Annotated in this window: 17 protein-coding genes; 12 read left to right on the top strand and 5 right to left on the bottom strand. The window is 69.8% G+C overall.

The genetic code is table 11. The features are described from left to right. Nucleotides 1-93: 93 nt before the first annotated feature. Nucleotides 94-366, top strand: a complete 273-nt coding sequence (locus ABEB28_RS08400; protein ID WP_345727408.1) for a hypothetical protein — start codon at nucleotides 94-96, stop codon at nucleotides 364-366. 27 nt (nucleotides 367-393) lie between these two features. Here ABEB28_RS08400 and ABEB28_RS08405 read toward each other — a convergent pair whose 3' ends face one another. From ABEB28_RS08405 to ABEB28_RS08420, 4 genes are read right to left on the bottom strand one after another with little or no spacing between them, the layout of a single operon-like run. Further along, nucleotides 394-1,506 carry an NAD(P)H-dependent amine dehydrogenase family protein gene (locus tag ABEB28_RS08405; RefSeq protein WP_345727409.1) on the bottom strand — a complete coding sequence of 371 codons (1,113 nt, stop codon included), beginning with the start codon at nucleotides 1,504-1,506 and terminating at the stop codon, nucleotides 394-396. Nucleotides 1,507-1,558: 52 nt separating this feature from the next. Further along, nucleotides 1,559-2,002, bottom strand: coding sequence for a VOC family protein (locus tag ABEB28_RS08410; RefSeq protein ID WP_345727410.1), 444 nt, complete (start codon nucleotides 2,000-2,002; stop codon nucleotides 1,559-1,561). Next, nucleotides 1,999-3,024 carry a phosphotransferase family protein gene (locus tag ABEB28_RS08415; protein ID WP_345727411.1) on the bottom strand — a complete coding sequence of 342 codons (1,026 nt, stop codon included), beginning with the start codon at nucleotides 3,022-3,024 and terminating at the stop codon, nucleotides 1,999-2,001. The genes ABEB28_RS08410 and ABEB28_RS08415 overlap by 4 nt, the downstream gene beginning before the upstream one ends. Continuing rightward, the gene (locus ABEB28_RS08420; RefSeq protein WP_345727412.1) at nucleotides 3,021-4,325 is read right to left on the bottom strand and encodes an acyl-CoA dehydrogenase family protein; all 1,305 of its coding nucleotides are present in this window, start codon (nucleotides 4,323-4,325) and stop codon (nucleotides 3,021-3,023) included. Before ABEB28_RS08420 ends, ABEB28_RS08415 begins: the two co-directional genes overlap by 4 nt. Before the next feature lie 50 nt (nucleotides 4,326-4,375). Here ABEB28_RS08420 and ABEB28_RS08425 point away from each other — a divergent pair, with 50 nt between their 5' ends. The 8 genes from ABEB28_RS08425 to ABEB28_RS08460 all read left to right on the top strand — a co-directional run bounded on the left by ABEB28_RS08425 (nucleotide 4,376) and on the right by ABEB28_RS08460 (nucleotide 12,529). Next, nucleotides 4,376-5,026, top strand: a complete 651-nt coding sequence (locus tag ABEB28_RS08425; protein ID WP_345727413.1) for a TetR/AcrR family transcriptional regulator — start codon at nucleotides 4,376-4,378, stop codon at nucleotides 5,024-5,026. After that, nucleotides 5,023-5,790: an SDR family NAD(P)-dependent oxidoreductase gene (locus ABEB28_RS08430; RefSeq protein WP_345727414.1), complete on the top strand. Its 768-nt coding sequence runs from the start codon at nucleotides 5,023-5,025 to the stop codon at nucleotides 5,788-5,790. Before ABEB28_RS08425 ends, ABEB28_RS08430 begins: the two co-directional genes overlap by 4 nt. 1,347 nt (nucleotides 5,791-7,137) lie before the next feature. Further along, nucleotides 7,138-8,547, top strand: coding sequence for an aromatic ring-hydroxylating oxygenase subunit alpha (locus tag ABEB28_RS08435; protein WP_345727415.1), 1,410 nt, complete (start codon nucleotides 7,138-7,140; stop codon nucleotides 8,545-8,547). A gap of 4 nt (nucleotides 8,548-8,551) precedes the next feature. Continuing rightward, a complete protein-coding gene (locus ABEB28_RS08440) occupies nucleotides 8,552-8,869 on the top strand; it encodes a 2Fe-2S iron-sulfur cluster-binding protein (RefSeq protein WP_345727416.1) in 318 nt (105 codons plus the stop codon). A 104-nt stretch (nucleotides 8,870-8,973) separates the two neighbouring features. Continuing rightward, on the top strand, nucleotides 8,974-10,092 hold the full coding sequence (locus ABEB28_RS08445) for an amidohydrolase family protein (RefSeq protein ID WP_345727417.1): 1,119 nt from the start codon (nucleotides 8,974-8,976) through the stop codon (nucleotides 10,090-10,092). Next, the gene (locus ABEB28_RS08450) at nucleotides 10,089-11,225 is read left to right on the top strand and encodes an amidohydrolase family protein (RefSeq protein ID WP_345727418.1); all 1,137 of its coding nucleotides are present in this window, start codon (nucleotides 10,089-10,091) and stop codon (nucleotides 11,223-11,225) included. Before ABEB28_RS08445 ends, ABEB28_RS08450 begins: the two co-directional genes overlap by 4 nt. A gap of 10 nt (nucleotides 11,226-11,235) precedes the next feature. Then, nucleotides 11,236-11,652, top strand: a complete 417-nt coding sequence (locus ABEB28_RS08455; protein WP_345727651.1) for a Rieske (2Fe-2S) protein — start codon at nucleotides 11,236-11,238, stop codon at nucleotides 11,650-11,652. A gap of 10 nt (nucleotides 11,653-11,662) precedes the next feature. Then, entirely contained in the window at nucleotides 11,663-12,529 is an 867-nt protein-coding gene (locus ABEB28_RS08460; RefSeq protein WP_345727419.1) for an alpha/beta fold hydrolase, read from the top strand. Here the strand turns inward: ABEB28_RS08460 and ABEB28_RS08465 are convergent. Continuing rightward, nucleotides 12,513-12,980, bottom strand: a complete 468-nt coding sequence (locus ABEB28_RS08465; protein WP_345727420.1) for a hypothetical protein — start codon at nucleotides 12,978-12,980, stop codon at nucleotides 12,513-12,515. The two genes, ABEB28_RS08460 and ABEB28_RS08465, sit on opposite strands and share 17 nt — an antisense overlap. Nucleotides 12,981-13,035: 55 nt before the next feature. On the opposite strand from ABEB28_RS08465, the gene ABEB28_RS08470 reads away from it, so the two are divergent. The 3 genes from ABEB28_RS08470 (at nucleotide 13,036) to ABEB28_RS08480 (ending at nucleotide 15,883) form a co-directional block, all read left to right on the top strand. Then, on the top strand, nucleotides 13,036-14,319 hold the full coding sequence (locus ABEB28_RS08470) for an NADH-ubiquinone oxidoreductase-F iron-sulfur binding region domain-containing protein (protein ID WP_345727421.1): 1,284 nt from the start codon (nucleotides 13,036-13,038) through the stop codon (nucleotides 14,317-14,319). Further along, nucleotides 14,316-14,516, top strand: coding sequence for a ferredoxin (locus ABEB28_RS08475; protein WP_345727422.1), 201 nt, complete (start codon nucleotides 14,316-14,318; stop codon nucleotides 14,514-14,516). Before ABEB28_RS08470 ends, ABEB28_RS08475 begins: the two co-directional genes overlap by 4 nt. Before the next feature lie 173 nt (nucleotides 14,517-14,689). Continuing rightward, the gene (locus tag ABEB28_RS08480; protein ID WP_345727423.1) at nucleotides 14,690-15,883 is read left to right on the top strand and encodes an Nramp family divalent metal transporter; all 1,194 of its coding nucleotides are present in this window, start codon (nucleotides 14,690-14,692) and stop codon (nucleotides 15,881-15,883) included. Nucleotides 15,884-15,936: the final 53 nt, after the last annotated feature.

A 15,936-nucleotide genomic window follows, 5' to 3' on the forward strand; every position in this document is an offset into this window, starting at 1 on the left:
CATGGCGTACTCGCACGGCCGGCAGGGCACCCGCGTCAACGCGGTCGCGCCGGCGTCTTCGCCCGGCGGACGCTCGAGTCGTGGGGAAGTGCGTTGGCGGACTGCACCGGTGGCTGGACGACCAGCCAGCGCCTCGACGAGCTGGCGACCGACCCGCAGACGGTGGCGAACGGCTACCTCGCCGACGTCGACCTGGGCAACGGGCACGCCCTCCCGCTGGTCACCGTCCCGGTGCAGTTCGACGAGCGTCCGGGGCAGCCGAGCCGCGCAGCGGAGCACGGCGAACACACCGAGGCCGTGCTCCTCGAAGCGGGCCTGACCTGGGAGGAGATCGCCACGTTGAAGGCCGCCGCGACTATCCCCTGAGGGTCGGCCCCGCCGACCCTCCTCGCCTCAGCCCAGCGCCGCGACGATCTGCGGCAGGTCCACCGTCGTCCGGATGCCAGGCGGCGCCGCGCAGACGACCGGCACCGCGTTGACCGCGCGGTTGGCCGTGTACCCGGGCGACCTCTCGGCCATGTGCTCCAGCGCGAACGGGAAGAACAGGTCGACGTGCAGCGGAGCGTCACCGTCGACCGTGAGCCGCCAGCCGGTGGCCCGCAGGTCCCACTCGGTCTCCAGGTCGGCGTGGCAGTACCAGGTGGCGCAGAACGTCAGGAGTGAACTCTGTTCGACCGGCGTCTGCTGAGGTCGGTTCACCTCGGAGGAGGCCGGGGGTTGAAAAGAGTTCACAGCTTGGCCGCCGCGCCGGCCGGTCACCGTGATCCGCTGCGCCGCGACCGTTCCCGGCTCCAGGGTCCCGGCCGCGATCGTCAGCGGGCGCGGGGTCACCGCGAACTCGCCGGTGGCGTCGACGCTCTCCAGCGGCGTGCCGAGCGCGTCGGCCAGCACCTCCAAGGAAGGGCCGAAGCTGCCCCGCAAGGCGGCGAGCCGCCGCTCGCCGAACTCCCCCGGCGGCTTTCCGAAGCCCATCACGTCGAAGAGCAGTGCCGGGGAGTTCCGCTGCGACAGGTCGGCGAACTCGTCGATCCGCAGACCGTCGAGGCGCCGCTGGATCGACGTGACCACCAGCGGTAACGCCTCGGTGATGAAACCCGGGCTGCTACCCGTGCTGTGGATCGTGGTCCCGCCGCGGGCGCACGCCTCCTCGACCCGCTTCCGGACGTCCGGGTCGAGGTTCGCGGGTCGGACGAACTCGCCGCGCGTCGAGACGACGTTCGCGCCGGATTCGAGTACCCGGCAGACGTCGTCGAAGTCGCACGCGAGCGGCGTGTACAGGACGCAGTCGGCGTCGAGCGCGAGGATTTCGTCGATCTCGGAGGTCGCGCGGATCCCGGTGGGGCCGAGTCCGCAGAGCTCGCCGGCGTCCCGGCCGGCCTTGGCCACGCTGTGCGCGTAGACCCCGACGAGCTCCAGCCCGGGATGTTCGATCACTCCTCGGAGGGTGCGGGCACCGATGTTGCCGGTGGCCCACTGGACGACGCGATACGGCGGTGCGGCAGGCATGGCCCGACGGTAATGCCTGTCGACGTGATCATGTAGATGGTTGTAAAACTTTCTATGATGACCAGAGGCGTTCCAGCCCCGACTGGACCTCGCGGCTGACGAGCTCGATCCGCGGGCCGTGCGCCGGGCGGTGGTACGCCCAGTACGGTGTGCCGTCGGGCCGCGCGCCGGTCACCTCCAGCGCGTAACCCCGGGCCACCAACGCGGCGGAGTCCGCTGCGACGTCGTCGGACCAGTAGCCGAGGTGGTGGATGCCGGACGTCGACGGCTGCCAGATCGGATGACCCGGAACGCTCCGGATCACCTCTAGCCGCGGCACCGTCCGCGAGTACGCGAACCGGAGTTCGGGCTCGGCCGGACCGGTCGGCAGCACGACCGACGTCGGCCCGCCGATCTCGGGCGCCCACTCGTAGCCGAACAGCGCGGTCAGCTGCGCCAGCGTGCCCTCGAGGTCGTCGACGACGATGCCTGTGTGGAACTGGTCGGCCGCCCTCATCCCGCGTAGTCCGTGGTCTCGGCCAGGCCGGCGGCGCGGCTCATCAGGTCGACCGCGATCGGACCGAACGCCTGCAGCGTGGTGTTGTCGCCGGCCCGCTGGAAGCCCTGTTCGATGACGACGCCCATCTTGAACCGGGACAGGATCAGGTAGTAGTCGAGGTCGTCCAGCTGGCGGCCGGACACCTCCGCGTACCGCGCGAGCAGCTCCGCCCGGCCCGGCATGCCGTGCATGTCCACGTAGCTGGGGCCGCCCGCGTCCGCCGACGGATCCTCCGGCCAACGGTCGATCAGCCAAGCCAGGTCGAGCTTCGGGTCGCCGATCGTCCCCATCTCCCAGTCGACGATCGCCGCGAGCCGGGCCGGGGCACCGTGCCGGAACATCACGTTCGCGAACTGGTAGTCGCCGTGCAGCAAGCCGGGAACGTAGTCCAGCGGCTGATGTGCGCGCAGCCAGGCGGCCGCCTCCTCGAAGCCGGCCAGGTCGCGCTTCTTGATCTTCTGGTAGAGCGCGGTCCAGCGGTCGACCTGCCGCTCGTGGAACCCGTCCGGCTTGCCCAGGCCGTCCAGGCCCTGCGCCCGCCAGTCCACCTTCGACAGCAGCGCGATGCCGTCGATCAGCTCGATCGCCAGCCCGCGGCGGGCGGCCAGGTCGTCGTCGAACGGCTCCGGCCACTTCCCGCGGGTGGCCATCGGTGACCAGCCGTCGACGAAGCCCATCAGGTAGAACGCGCGGCCGAGCACCGACGTGTCGGCGCAGACCGCGTACGCGGCAGTGCACGGGACCTCGGTTCCGTCGAGGGCCTCGATGATCCGCCACTCGCGGAGGATGCCGGCGTCCCGGTTGGGCGGTGCGGACGGCGGCGGGATGCGGAGGGCGGCGTGCAGGTCACCGCGGCGGATCTCGAAGATCTGGTTCTGCGCGCCGCCGGTGACGAACCGGTGCTCGATGGGGGCGCCCTTGCCCGGCAGGTCGGTGCCGTCCAGCCAGGTGGCGAGCCGGTCGACGTCGAGGTCGCTCATGCGTTGCCCACCTCGTGCTCCAGTAACGCGGCGTACTTCGCGCGGGCCGCCTCCCGGCGCTTCGGTAGGTGCTGGGTGGGCCAGAGGTCGTCGCTGGGCTTGTAATTGCGCAGCACCTGCCGGGCGACGGTGACCTTGTGCACCTCGGTCGGGCCGTCGGCCAGCCCCATGATGCTCGCGCCGAGCATGTGCCCGAAGAGCGGCATCTCGTCGCTGATGCCGAGGGCGCCGTGCACCTGGACCGCGCGCCAGGCGATGTCGTGCAGGACGGTCGGCATCGTCGCCTTCACCGCGGCGATGTCCTTCCGCACCTTGCGGTAGTCGTTGTACTTGTCGATCGTCCACGCGGTGTAGAGCACCATCAGCCGGAACTGCAGCAGCTGGGCGTAGGAGTCGGCGATGTAGCCCTGCACGAACTGCTTCTCGGCGAGCAGCGAGCCCTGGGTCCGGCGGCTCAGTGCCCGCTCGCACAGCATGTCCAGCGCCTTTTGCGCCTGGCCGATCGTCCGCATGGCGTGGTGGATCCGGCCACCACCCAGGCGGGTCTGCGCGATCGCGAAGGCCTGCCCCTCTCCGCCGAGGACCGCGTCCGCGGGGACGCGGACGTCCTCGTAGCGGATGAGCGCGTGGGTGCCCTCCTCCTCGCCCTGCTCCATCGCGAGGCCGGTGTTGCGGATGATGTTGACGCCCGGCGTGTCCGCCGGGACCAGGAACATCGACATGCCCTGGTACGGGCTGATGTCCGGGTTCGTCACCGCCATCACGATGAGGAACGTCGCGGTGCGGGCGTTGGACGAGAAGTACTTCAGCCCGTTGAGCACCCACTCGTCGCCGTCACGGACCGCGGTGGTGGTGAACTGCGTCGGGTCGGCGCCGCCCTCGGCCTCCGTCATCGAGTAGCAGGAGAAGATCTCGCCGTTGAGCAGCGGCTTCAGGTACCGCTCCTTCTGCTCGGGCGTGCCGTAGTGGGCGATGATCTCGGCGTTGCCGGTGTCCGGCGCCTGGCAGCCGAACACGATCGGCGCCCAGGACGCCCGGCCGAGGATCTCGTTGAGCAGCGCGAGCTTGACCTGTCCGAAGCCCTGGCCGCCGAGTTCCGGGGTGAGGTGCGTGGCCCACAGGCCCTGGCGCCGGACCTCCCCCTTCAGCGGCTCGATCGCCGCTTTCCGAGCACCCGACAGCGGCGTGAACTGCAGGCCGGGCCACTGCAGGTCCAGCGGCTCGACCTCCTCACGGACGTACGCGTCCGCCCAGTCCAGCTTCGCTTGATACTCCGGGTCGGTCTCGAAATCCCACGCCATCGTGGCCCTCCCTCTTTGCTGTCGGCCGGTCGAAGAATATGATTCTGGCCATGCAGAACGTAATTCTTGAGGACGGCGATCCGCAAGACGTCGCCGCGCGGATCGCCGCCGGGACGCGGGACCGGCGGGCTCCCGACTACACCGACGAGGTGCGACGACTCCTCGCCGCGGCGCTCGAGGTGATGCGCAGATGCGGGACGACGTCGCGTCCCCGGGTCGCCGACATCGTCGCCCGCGCCGGCCTGTCCAACGACGCCTTCTACCGGCACTTCTCGTCGAAGGAAGCCCTGGTCGCGGCGTTGCTCGAGGACGGTGCCCAGCAGCTGCGCAGCTACCTGGCGCACCAGATGGCGAAGGAGACCGACCCCGCGGCGCAGGTGCGGCGGTGGATCGAGGGCGTGATGACGCAGGCCAACGAGGACGTCGCCGCGACCACGCTCGCCGTGCTGTGGAACGGCGGGACCGCCGGGAAGGGCCTCGCCTCGGGACGCCACTTCGCCAGCGGCCCGCTCGGGACGCTGCTGCACGAGCCGTTCGCCGCGCTCGGCAGCACCCAGCCCGAGTTCGACGCCGCCCTGGCGTCGCACGCGATCTTCGGCCGGCTGTCGGACTACCTGTGGCAACAGATCCAGCCGACGTCGTCCGACATCGACCGCATGACCACGTTCTGCCTGAGAGCGATCACCGGAGGAGCCCGATGAACACCCTCGCGGAGTTACACGACCTCACCGGCAAGGTCGCGGTGGTGACCGGGGGGACCCGGGGCCTGGGCCGGGCGATCGTCCAGGGTCTCGCCGAGGCCGGCGCCGACGTCGTCGTCGCCTCGCGCAAGCCCGAGGCCGTCGAGGCGGTGGCCGCGGAGCTGCGGGCGTCGACCGGTACCAAGGCGGTCGGGATCCCGTGCCACGTCGCGAACTGGGACGACTGCGACCGGCTCGTCGCCGCGACCCTGGAGCGGTTCGGGCGTCTGGACGTCCTGGTGAACAACGCGGGCATGTCCCCGCTCTACGAGAGCTTGGACGCGATCACCGAGGAGCTCTACGACAAGACGTTCGGCGTCAACCTCAAGGGCCCGTTCCGCCTCGCGGTGCACGCAGGCACCCACATGGTCGCGAACGGTGGCGGGTCGATCATCAACATCGGCACCGCGGGCTCGCTGGTCGCGGGGCCCGCGCAGCTGCCGTACGTCTGCGCGAAGGCCGGGCTCAACGCGCTGACGGTCTCGCTCGCCGACGCGTTCGCGCCGGCCGTGCGGGTGAATGCGATCCTGCCCGGCCCGTTCCGCACCGACTCCAGCAAGGGCTGGGCACCGCCGGAGGGCGAGGACGTGCCGTTCGTGCCGCTGGGCCGGATGGGCCGGCCGGAGGAGGTCTCCCCGCTCGTCGTCCACCTGGCGAGCGCCGCGTCGAGCTTCACCACCGGGGCGATCATCCGCGTCGACGGCGGCGTCACGAAGAAGGTGTGACGCCGCGGGCGGGCGGGTTTTGCGGCTTTTCAGGAAGACCACCTCTGAGGCGTACCGTTCGCCAAGGGCTCGTGGCGGCCACCGCTCGACAGAGGTGGTCACCGGGGCGGCGCTGGCCAATGGCTGTCGCCCTCTCCGGGTAGCGCCCGGGGGTGGTTGTCGCGCACCCCGCGTCGCGCCCGGCGTGGTTGTCGCGTCTCCCGGGCAGTGTCCAGGGTGGTTGTCGCGCACCCCGCGTCGCGCCCGGCGTGGTTGTCGCGTCTCCCGGGCAGTGTCCAGGGTGGTTGTCGCGCACCCCGCGTCGCGCCCGGCGTGGTTGTCGCGTCTCCCGGGCAGTGTCCAGGGTGGTTGTCGCGCACCCCGCGTCGCGCCCGGCGTGGTTGTCGCGTCTCCCGGGCAGTGTCCAGGGTGGTTGTCGCGCACCCCGCGTCGCGCCCGGCGTGGTTGTCGCGTCTCCCGGGCAGTGTCCAGGGTGGTTGTCGCGCACCCCGCGTCGCGCCCGGCGTGGTTGTCGCGTCTCCCGGGCAGTGTCCAGGGTGGTTGTCGCCCTCTCCGGGCAGCGCCCGGCTTGGTTGTCGCCTCCTCCCGACGACACACGAGGTGGTTGTCGCTTTCCCCGGGTAGCACCCGGCGTGGTTGTCGCGCTCTCCGGGCGACACACGAGGTGGTTGTCGCTTTCCCCGGGTAGCACCCGGCGTGGTTGTCGCGCTCTCCGGGCGACACACGAGGTGGTTGTCGCGCCGTCCGTGCCATGGCACGGAAACCACGACACCCATCTCGACGACACCCGGAAACGACGACAACCAACCCGCCAACAGCCGGCCACCACCGCACCGCCGGCCGCGAGGAGTGATCTTCCCGAAAAACCATGCCTCAGCGCTGCCGGTGAGGTGGCCTTCCCGAAAAGCCACCTCACGGGCGGCTCGGTGAGGTGGTCATCCCGAAAAGCACCCGCGGCCCGCCGCGAGGGGTGACCTCCCCGAAACCGCGTCCGCGGGGCGACGCGGAGGCGTGGTCATCGCGAAAAGCCACCCCGCAAGCGGCTTAGTGAGGTGGCCTTCCCGAAAGCCGCCGCACCGCCCGCCCTCAGAGGTGGTCTTCCCGAAAAACCACCCCGCCACGGGCACGGCGCGGTGGGTGGCTTTCCTGGACGGCTGCACCGGGAACCACCCTCTTGCGTGGCCCACCTCACACGCTTACAGTCGCGGAACAAGTGTTTGGTTCGAGCCCGTAGCGCTCACCATCCCGCTTTCCGATCGATAGTGCCCGACCGACACCGCCGTCGAGGGACCCACGCATGGCTGAGTGGACCGTCGGCGGCGAGCCCCCGGAAGGATCAGAGCTCCCATGACCGTCGCTGATCTCAACCCGAAGTACACCTGGGCCGAGGGGGACGATGCACCGCTCGGCACCAACCCGCCGGAGATCCAGGCCAAGGTGCCGCACCCGATGCGCGACTCGCGGTTCGTGCCGAAGGAGCGGTACTACTCCCGCGAGGTCTTCGAGCTGGAGAAGAAGCACCTCTGGCCGCACACCTGGCTGATGGCCGCCCGCGAGGAAGAGCTACCCAACCCGGGTGACTACGTCGAGTACGAGATCGCCGGCACGTCGGTCCTGCTCGTCCGCCAGCGCGACCACTCGATCAAGGCGCTGCACAACGCCTGCCGGCACCGCGCCACCGAGCTGGTGAAGGGCCAGGGACGCCTCCCGGGCGGCCAGCTGGTCTGCCCCTTCCACGGTTGGCGGTGGAACCTCGACGGCTCGTCGTCGTTCGTCTTCGGCGAGAAGGCGTTCGAACCGGCCTGCCTGAACAAGGACGACCTGGCGCTGCGCGAGTGCCTGGTCGAGACCTGGGCGGGCATGGTCTGGATCAACATGGACCTCGGCGCCCGGCCGCTGGCCGAGCACCTCTCGCCGGTTCAGCAGCTGCTCGACCCGCTCGGCATCGGCAACATGCGGGTCAAGTGGTGGAAGCAGGTCGTCCTCAACGCCAACTGGAAGATGGCGCAGGAGGCGTTCTTCGAGGGTTACCACGTCACCCAGACCCACCCGCAGCTGTTGATGGGCAACGACGAGGAGTACGGCGAGAAGAAGGCCGAGCAGGTCGCGTACACGACGTTCAAGAACGGGCACGCCCGCTTCCAGAGCGCGAGCAAGGGCGAGAAGGAGTACGAGCCGGTCTTCGACTCGGAGGAGTTCATCGAGGCCGGCCGGCTGCTCGCTACCGGCCAGGACGCGATGACTCTGGAGCAGGACGTCCGGATCTTCGAGGGACTGCGGAACAAGATCCCCCAGGACGACCCGAAGTTCACCCAGCACGCGATCGCCGCGCTCTACGACTACGCGCAGGGCGCCGGCATCCCGATGGCGCCGATGGGCCCGGCGATGCAGCTCTGGGGCGGCGACATCTACATGTTCCCGAACTACCTGATGCTACCGATGTACGGGAACTGCCTCGCGTACCGGTCGCGGCCGTACAAGGACGACCCGGAGTGGTGCATCTTCGACGTCTGGTCGCTGACCACCTACCCGGTGGGGCAGGAGCCGGAGCGCGCGGAGCTCAAGGGCATCTTCGACAAGGACGACACCGAGAACTGGGGCCTGATCCCGCGGCAGGACTTCAGCAACATCGAGCGGCAGCAGCGCGGCCTGCACTCCCCCGGCTTCACCGAGAGCCGGCTGTCCAGCGCCTACGAGCTGTCGATCAGCAACATGCACGAGGAGCTCGACCGGGTCATCGCGAGCCGGGTGGAGTAACCGGATGGCGATCGTGCGGGTCGAGCCGTCCGGGGTGGAGTTCGACGTCGGGCCGAAGGAGTCCGTCGCCGAAGCCGCCTGGCGGCAGGACGTCGTCTGGCCGACGAAGTGCTTCGGCCAGGCGGAGTGCATGGTCTGTTTCGTCAAGGTCGTCGACGGCGAGCTGCAGACCGTGCCACCCGAGGACGACGAACTGTTCGAGATGCGCACCCGCATGCCCCGGCGGCTCCGCACCCCGCTGACCCGCCTCGCCTGCCGTCTACGCGTCACCGGCGCGGGCGTCGTCCTGGAAAAAAGGGGCGTGCAGGCGCCGCCGGCCTGACCGTGCGTCCCCCGCGCTCCGGCGCGGGGGACGCACGGGAATTCCACGCGGCTCGAGCGGAACAAATGTTAGGTTCGGCTCCACCGACACGAGAGAGGCGACCTGTGAAGGTCCACCGCGACGGCGGAACCACGCCGCTGATCGACGCGAGCGTCCACGTCTTCTTCCGCGACAACAAGGACTTCCGGAGCTTCCTCCGTGAGCCGTACGCGAGCCGCGGCATCCCCGACTACGAGATGGACTGGTACGGCGCCCCCGGCGGGGAGTACCTCGTGGAGGCCGAGGGTCCGAACGGTCCAGACTCCGGCAGCACCTACCCCGGCTCGGACCCGGACTTCGTCGGCGACCATCTGTTCGGCACGAGCGGTGTCGACGTGGCGGTGCTGCATCCGATGTCCCGCGGCACCCTCCCCGACCGGCACCTGACGTCCGCGGTGCTCGCCGCGCACAACCAGATGCTCGTCAGCCGGTGGCTCGAGAAGGACAGCCGCTACCGGGGCACGATCCGCGTGAACCCGGAGGACATCCCGGGCGCGCTCCGCGAGATCGAGCGGTACAAAGACCACCCGCTCGTCGTCGGAGTAGGCATCCCGCTGCAGTCCCGGGAGCTCTACGGCAAGCCGCAGTTCTGGCCGCTCTGGGAGGCCGCGGCCGACGCCGGGCTGCCGGTCGCGGTCCACATCGAGACCGGCCAGGGCATCGGCTACCCGCCCACCCCGTCCGGCCACCCGCGCACCTACGAGCAGTACCTCGGCTTCGACGCGCTCAACTACCTCTACCACCTGATGAACATGATCGCGGAGGGCGTCTTCGAGCGCTTCGACGGGCTCAAGATGGTCTGGGCCGACGGCGCCGCCGACCTCCTGACCCCGTTCATCTGGCGGATGGACACGTTCGGTCGCCCCCACCTGGAGCAGACGCCGTGGGCGCCCCGGATGCCCAGCGACTACCTCCCCGGCCACGTCTACTTCGTCCAGGGCAGCCTCGACGGCCCCGGTGACGCAGAGTTCGCCGGCGAGTGGCTGTCGTTCACCGGCAAGGACGAGATGGTCCTGTTCGGCTCCAGCTACCCGCACTGGCAGCACAACACGGTGGACGCCCTGCCGAGCGCGTTGAGCGCCGAGCAGCGCGACCGCGTCTGCTGGCGCAACGCCGCCGACCTGTACGGAATCTACCCAGCCGCGTGCAGCGCAGAGCCTCAGTCCGAAGGAGTGACGCCGTGACCCGAACCAAGGAGCGCTTACCCAGCACCACCGAGGTGCCGGTCCGGGTCGTCGACTCGGACGTCCACCCGGTCCCCCGTGCGGGCGCCGTCCTGGAGTACATCCCGGAGAAGTGGCGCAAGTTCCTGCTGTCGCACAAGGTCGGCGACACGATCAACTACGACGCCCCGGACTACGCGCACGCGTACGCCATGCGCGTCGACACGTTCCCGGCCGACGGCGGCTTCCCGGGCAGCGACCCGGACATGATGTTCAAGCAGCTGATCATCGAGGCCGGCTCGGACATCGCGATCCTCGAGCCGTCCTCGCGCCAGACCCGGCTCCCGGAGGCCACCGCCGCGATGGCCACCGCGACGAACGAGTGGCTCGCCAACCACTGGCTCGACAGCCGGAACAACTGGCACCAGCGCTGGCGCGGTTCGATCTGCGCGGCGATCGAGGATCCGCAGGCCGCTGTCGCCGAGATCGAGAAGTGGGCCGGCCATCCCTACATGGCGCAGATCCTGATCAAGGCGGAGCCGCGGCCCTCCTGGGGCGATCCGATGTACGACCCGATCTGGGCGGCCGCGACCAAGCACGACATCACGGTCAGCTGCCACCTCTCGCGCGGCAACTACGAGACGATGCCGATGCCGCCGGTCGGATTCCCCAGCTACAACCACGACTTCATGGTCACGTACTCGCTGCTCGCCGCGAACCAGGTGATGAGCCTGATCTTCGACGGCGTCTTCGACCGGTTCCCGACGCTGCGGATCGTCCTGGTCGAGCACGCGTTCACCTGGATCCTGCCGCTGATGTGGCGGATGGACGCGATCTACGCGGCCCGTAAGTCGTGGATGACGATCAAGCGGAAGCCGTCGGAGTACGTCAAGCAGCACATCAAGTTCACCACCCAGCCGCTGGACTACCCGGAGGACAAGACCGAGCTGTCCCGGGCGCTGGAGTGGATGGAGGCCGAGAAGATCCTGCTGTTCTCGTCCGACTACCCGCACTGGACGTTCGACGACCCGAAGTGGCTGCTCAAACACCTGCCCGAGCACGCGCGCGAGGCGGTCATGTTCAAGAACGGGATCAACACCTACAAGCTGCCGACCACGGTTCCCGCCGTCGAGAGCCAGACGCGTGTCTGGTGACGCTCCGAGGCTGGCTGACGCGCAAGCCCGACAACACGTCGACTCGACGCAAACGCCGAGGCTGGCTCAGGGCCGTGAACACGTCGTGGCGACGCTCGACGAGATCCCGCCGGGCAGCTTCAAGGTGGTCCCGATCGGGCGGCACGGCGTCGGCGTCTACAACGTCAACGGCACGTTCTACGCGATCGCGAACTACTGCCCGCACGAGGGCGGCCCGCTCTGCAAGGGGCGGGCCCGCGGCCGCACCGTCGTCGACGAAAGCGTGCCCGGCGACGCGGTGATGGTGCGGGATCTGGAATTCATCTACTGCCCCTGGCACCAATGGGGATTCGAGCTCGCCACCGGGACGACCGCGGTCAAGCCGGAATGGAGCATCCGCACCTATCCGGTTCGGGTCGTCGGGAACGACGTCCTCGTCACTGCGTGAAGGGACATTTATGTCTTCGATCGAAATCAACGGCGGGAACGTCGTCTACGAAATACTCGGCAACCAAGGCGACGAATTGATCGTGCTGACGCCGGGCGGCCGATTCAGCAAAGACATCCCGGGATTGCGGCCACTCGCCGAGGCGCTGGTCGACGGCGGCAAGCGGGTCCTGCTCTGGGACCGGCCGAACACCGGTGCGTCCGACGTCCAGTTCTACGGCCAGACCGAATCGCACATGCGGGCTTCTACGCTCAAGGGCCTGCTGACCGCCCTGGGCGAGGGCCCGTGCGTCCTCGCGGGTGGCTCCGGCGGCGCCCGGGACTCGATCCTCACCACGATTCTTCACCCCGAGCTGGCCACGAAGCTGGTCGTCTGGAACATCGTCGGTGGGGTGTTCGGCTCGTTCGCGCTGGGCGCCTACTACGCGATCCCGAGCATCCAGGTGGTACAGGCCAAGGGCATCGAGGGGTTGTTCGACCTGCCGGAGTGGCAGGAGCGCATCGCGGCGAACCCGACCAACGCCGACCGGCTCCGCGCGCTCGACCGCGACGAGTTCCTCCAGCAGATGCTGCGCTGGCTCAACGCGTACGTGTCGAAACCGGGCCAGACGATCCCGGGCGTCGACGACCTCGACTTCGCGGGCATCCGGATCCCGACGCTGATCATCCGCGGCGGCAAGGACGACTGGTACCACCCCAAGCGAACGTCGCTGGAAGTCAGCTGCCTGATCGAGGACAGCGTGCTGATCGATCCGCCGTGGCCGGAAGACGCCTGGGAGCGGGCCACGGAGGATCGAGCAGCCGGCAAGGTCGACGGGTACAACATGTTCGACACCTGGGTCCAGGCCGCCCCGGAAATCCTCAAATTTCTAGGATGAGCCGGACCTCGGCGTTGAGCGCGGCCTCGAGAGCCGTCTGAATGCGACTCTCCGGTATCCGCGCGAGATCGGCCTTGGCCAACCGGACCTCGACGACGTCCAGCCCGTCGTCGTCGAGGTGCCGGAACACCTGACCGGTCAGACCGAAACCGGCGAGCACACCGAGCGCGTCGTCGTCGGTGCCGCGACTGAGATAGGTCACGGCACCGGCGGCCGGCTCGACCCCGAACGCCTTCGCACACATCGCGGCGGCGGTGTCCCGCAATACCGCGGGATCGTCGCCCGCCATCAGGAACTGTAATTCCGGCCGGTGCGGATCGACGTCGCTCCGTACCAATTTTAGGCCCGCTCCCTCGACGTCTGCGGTGAGTGTCGCCATTCGACTCCGCAACGTCGATTCGGTGAGTTCGCCGCGGGGGTCGACATTGATCCGGACAACCGCTGTTCTCATGGCGGGATCGTATACACGGCCCCGCAATTCGTTCGAGGAAAACCTGAGGACGGGAATGGATAAGTCGTTGTTGACGGCTGGACCTCCAGCGCCCCCGGCGCCGACGGTTCGGATCGCCGCACCGCCGGCGGACGCCCGCCTGCTCCGGACCGGGGACGGCCCGGAGGACGCCGCGGCCTACCGGGCCTCCGGTGGCTACGCCGCGCTCCCCGACCCGGCCACGCTCGTCGACGAGGTGGACAAGTCCGGCCTCCTCGGCCGCGGCGGTGCAGCCTTCCCGCTCGGGATCAAGCTCCGCTCGGTACGGGACGCGTGCCGGGCGGACGTACGCCCGGTGGTCGTCGCGAACGGCGAGGAGGGCGAACCGGCGTCGGTGAAGGACCGGTGGCTGCTCCGCAACCGCCCGCACCTCGTGCTCGACGGGCTGCGGCTGGCCGCCCACGCGGTCGGCGCGGACACCACCTACGTCTACGTCTCCGACCCGGTGGCCGCCGAGGCGGTACGGAGGGCCGGTGGGAACGTGGTGACGGTCGCTCCGGGGTACGTCGCCGGCGAGGAGACCGCCGCCGTGCACGCGCTGAACGGCGGCCCGCCCCTCCCGACCGACAAGCCGCCCCGGCCGTACCAGGAGGGCGTGGCCGGCCGACCGACGCTGGTGAGCAACGTCGAGACGCTCGCCAACCTGCCCTACGTCGCCCGGCACGGCGCGGACGCGTTCCGGGCGCAGGGCACCCCGGGCTCACCCGGGACGTTCCTGGCCACGATCGGCGGTGCTGGCCGCGCCCCTGCCCTGTACGAACTCCCCCACGGCCTCCCGTTCACCGACCTGCTGGAGCGGCACGGCGTCGACCCGGACACCGTGCACGGCGCGCTGATGGGCGGGTACTTCGCCGGCGTCGTCAATCGGCAAGTCCTCGACCTGACGCTCGACCACGAGACCGCCCGCCGGTTCGACACCGGCCTGGGCTGCGGTGCGATCGCACTGCTCGGCGCCGACACGTGCCCGATCGCCGTGGCCGCGTCGGTGATGGCGTACTTCGACCGGGAGAACGCCGGGCAGTGCGGCTCGTGCTTCAACGGCACGGCGGCGATGAGCGCGGTGACCGCCGCGCTGCGGGACTTCCGGGCCGAGCAGGCCGATCTCGACCGGCTGACCCGCTGGTCGGTGGTGCTCCGCGGACGCGGAGCCTGCGGCACGCTCGACGGCGCCACGAACGTCGCCGCGTCGCTGCTGCGGGAGTTCCCGTCCGACGTCGAACAGCACCTGGGCGGGGCCTGCTCCACCTGCGCTGACCAGCCGTTCCGGGCCGAGCGTCCGTTCGAGGTGAGGCTGCCGTGAGGATCAAGCTCGACCGCACGCTCTGCGACGGCTTCGGGGTCTGCGCCAAACACGCCCCGGACCACTTCTCCCTGGACGACTGGGGTTACGCGTCGCTGATCGGCACCGGCGCCGTTCCACCCGCGGAGGAGGACGACGTGCGCCGCGCGCTGCTGGACTGCCCGGTCCACGCGATCATCGAGCTGCCACCGGAGTGAATTCTTTTCGGCCGACCCCTGCGGGCGGCGTTCAGCCTGCGAGGTCAGGTGAGGTTGAAAAGAATTCATCGACGACAACGATTCGGGCGCCGAGCGGCCCCCGGGTCGTCGTCGCAGCGCTGCGGCGCCTGACCGGCGTTCGTCGCGACGGGCCCGGGCCCTCTCGCGGACGAGTGGTACTCGCCGCGATGGGGCCGGCGTTCGTCGCCGCCGTCGCGTACGTCGACCCGGGGAACTTCGCGACGAACTTCGCCGGCGGCGTCGAGTTCGGCTACCAGCTCGCCTGGGTCATCGTGCTCGCGAACCTGGTGGCGACGCTGGTGCAGTACGTGACGTCGAAGGCCGGGCTGGCGACCGGCCGGAGCCTTCCGGAGCTGTGCCGGGAGCGCTTCGGCCGGCGCACGAACCTGGCGCTCTGGCTCCAGGCCGAGGTGGTCGCGATGGCCACCGACCTGGCCGAGTTCGTCGGTGCGGCGGTCGGCCTCCACCTGGTGTTCGGGATGCCGCTGCTGCCGGCGGGACTGCTGACCGCGGTGGTCGCGTTCACGATCCTCGCGCTGGAGCAGCGGAAGCAGCGGCGGTTCGTGATCGCGGTCGTGGCGTTGTTGCTCGTCGTCGCCGGTGGGTTCGGGTACCTGCTGTTCGCCGCCGGTACCCAGCACTACGGCGACCTGGCCGCCGGGCTCGTGCCCCAGCTGCCCGGCGACGGCGCGCTGCCGCTGATCGTCGGCATCGTCGGGGCTACGGTCATGCCGCACGTCATCTACGCGCACTCCGCACTCCAGAAGCCGGCGTACATCGCGAACGACGTCGTCGAGCGCGGGCGCCGGCTCCGTCTGAACCGGTGGGACTGCATCATCGGTCTGAGCACCGCCGGGGCGATCAACCTGGCGATGCTCTGCGTCGCCGCGGCACTACCGGCCGGCGCCGACAGCGCCGCCGATTTGGACTCGATCCATGCCACGCTCGGGGCTACGGCCGGCGCCGGTGCGGCGCTGGCGTTCGGCGCGGCGCTGATCGCGTCCGGGTTCGCGTCGGCCAGCGTCGGCACGTACGCCGGGCAGGTCGTGATGGCGGGGTTCCTCAACCGGCAAATCCCGCTGTTCCTGCGGCGCGGTCTGACGATGCTGCCGTCGCTGATCGTCCTCGGCGCGGCCGTCGACCCGACCCAGGCCCTCGTCGTCTCCCAGATCGTGCTCTCGTTCGGCATCCCGTTCGCGTTGGTGCCGCTCGTGCTGGTCACCCGGGACCGGCGCGTGATGCGGGAGATGGTCAACCGCCGGGCCGTCACGGCCGCGATGGCCGCGATCTCGGCCGTGATCACCGGGCTCAACCTGTACCTGATCTACGACACGATCGGCGGGTGACGTGAGCCGGAAGCCGCGCCGCAGAGACACTCTGACCAGCCGCCATACTGGAG

The sequence above is a fragment of the Cryptosporangium minutisporangium genome, from assembly GCF_039536245.1.
Lineage (GTDB): Bacteria > Actinomycetota > Actinomycetes > Mycobacteriales > Cryptosporangiaceae > Cryptosporangium > Cryptosporangium minutisporangium.

Coding starts and splice junctions, on each gene's coding strand:
- ABEB28_RS08435 (WP_345727415.1), top strand. CDS start 7,138: ATGACCGTCGCTGATCTCAACCCGAAGTACACCTGGGCCGAGGGGGAC.
- ABEB28_RS08405 (WP_345727409.1), bottom strand. CDS start 1,506: ATGCCTGCCGCACCGCCGTATCGCGTCGTCCAGTGGGCCACCGGCAAC.
- ABEB28_RS08415 (WP_345727411.1), bottom strand. CDS start 3,024: ATGAGCGACCTCGACGTCGACCGGCTCGCCACCTGGCTGGACGGCACC.
- ABEB28_RS08440 (WP_345727416.1), top strand. CDS start 8,552: ATGGCGATCGTGCGGGTCGAGCCGTCCGGGGTGGAGTTCGACGTCGGG.
- ABEB28_RS08410 (WP_345727410.1), bottom strand. CDS start 2,002: ATGAGGGCGGCCGACCAGTTCCACACAGGCATCGTCGTCGACGACCTC.
- ABEB28_RS08470 (WP_345727421.1), top strand. CDS start 13,036: ATGGATAAGTCGTTGTTGACGGCTGGACCTCCAGCGCCCCCGGCGCCG.
- ABEB28_RS08430 (WP_345727414.1), top strand. CDS start 5,023: ATGAACACCCTCGCGGAGTTACACGACCTCACCGGCAAGGTCGCGGTG.
- ABEB28_RS08460 (WP_345727419.1), top strand. CDS start 11,663: ATGTCTTCGATCGAAATCAACGGCGGGAACGTCGTCTACGAAATACTC.
- ABEB28_RS08420 (WP_345727412.1), bottom strand. CDS start 4,325: ATGGCGTGGGATTTCGAGACCGACCCGGAGTATCAAGCGAAGCTGGAC.
- ABEB28_RS08425 (WP_345727413.1), top strand. CDS start 4,376: ATGCAGAACGTAATTCTTGAGGACGGCGATCCGCAAGACGTCGCCGCG.
- ABEB28_RS08465 (WP_345727420.1), bottom strand. CDS start 12,980: ATGAGAACAGCGGTTGTCCGGATCAATGTCGACCCCCGCGGCGAACTC.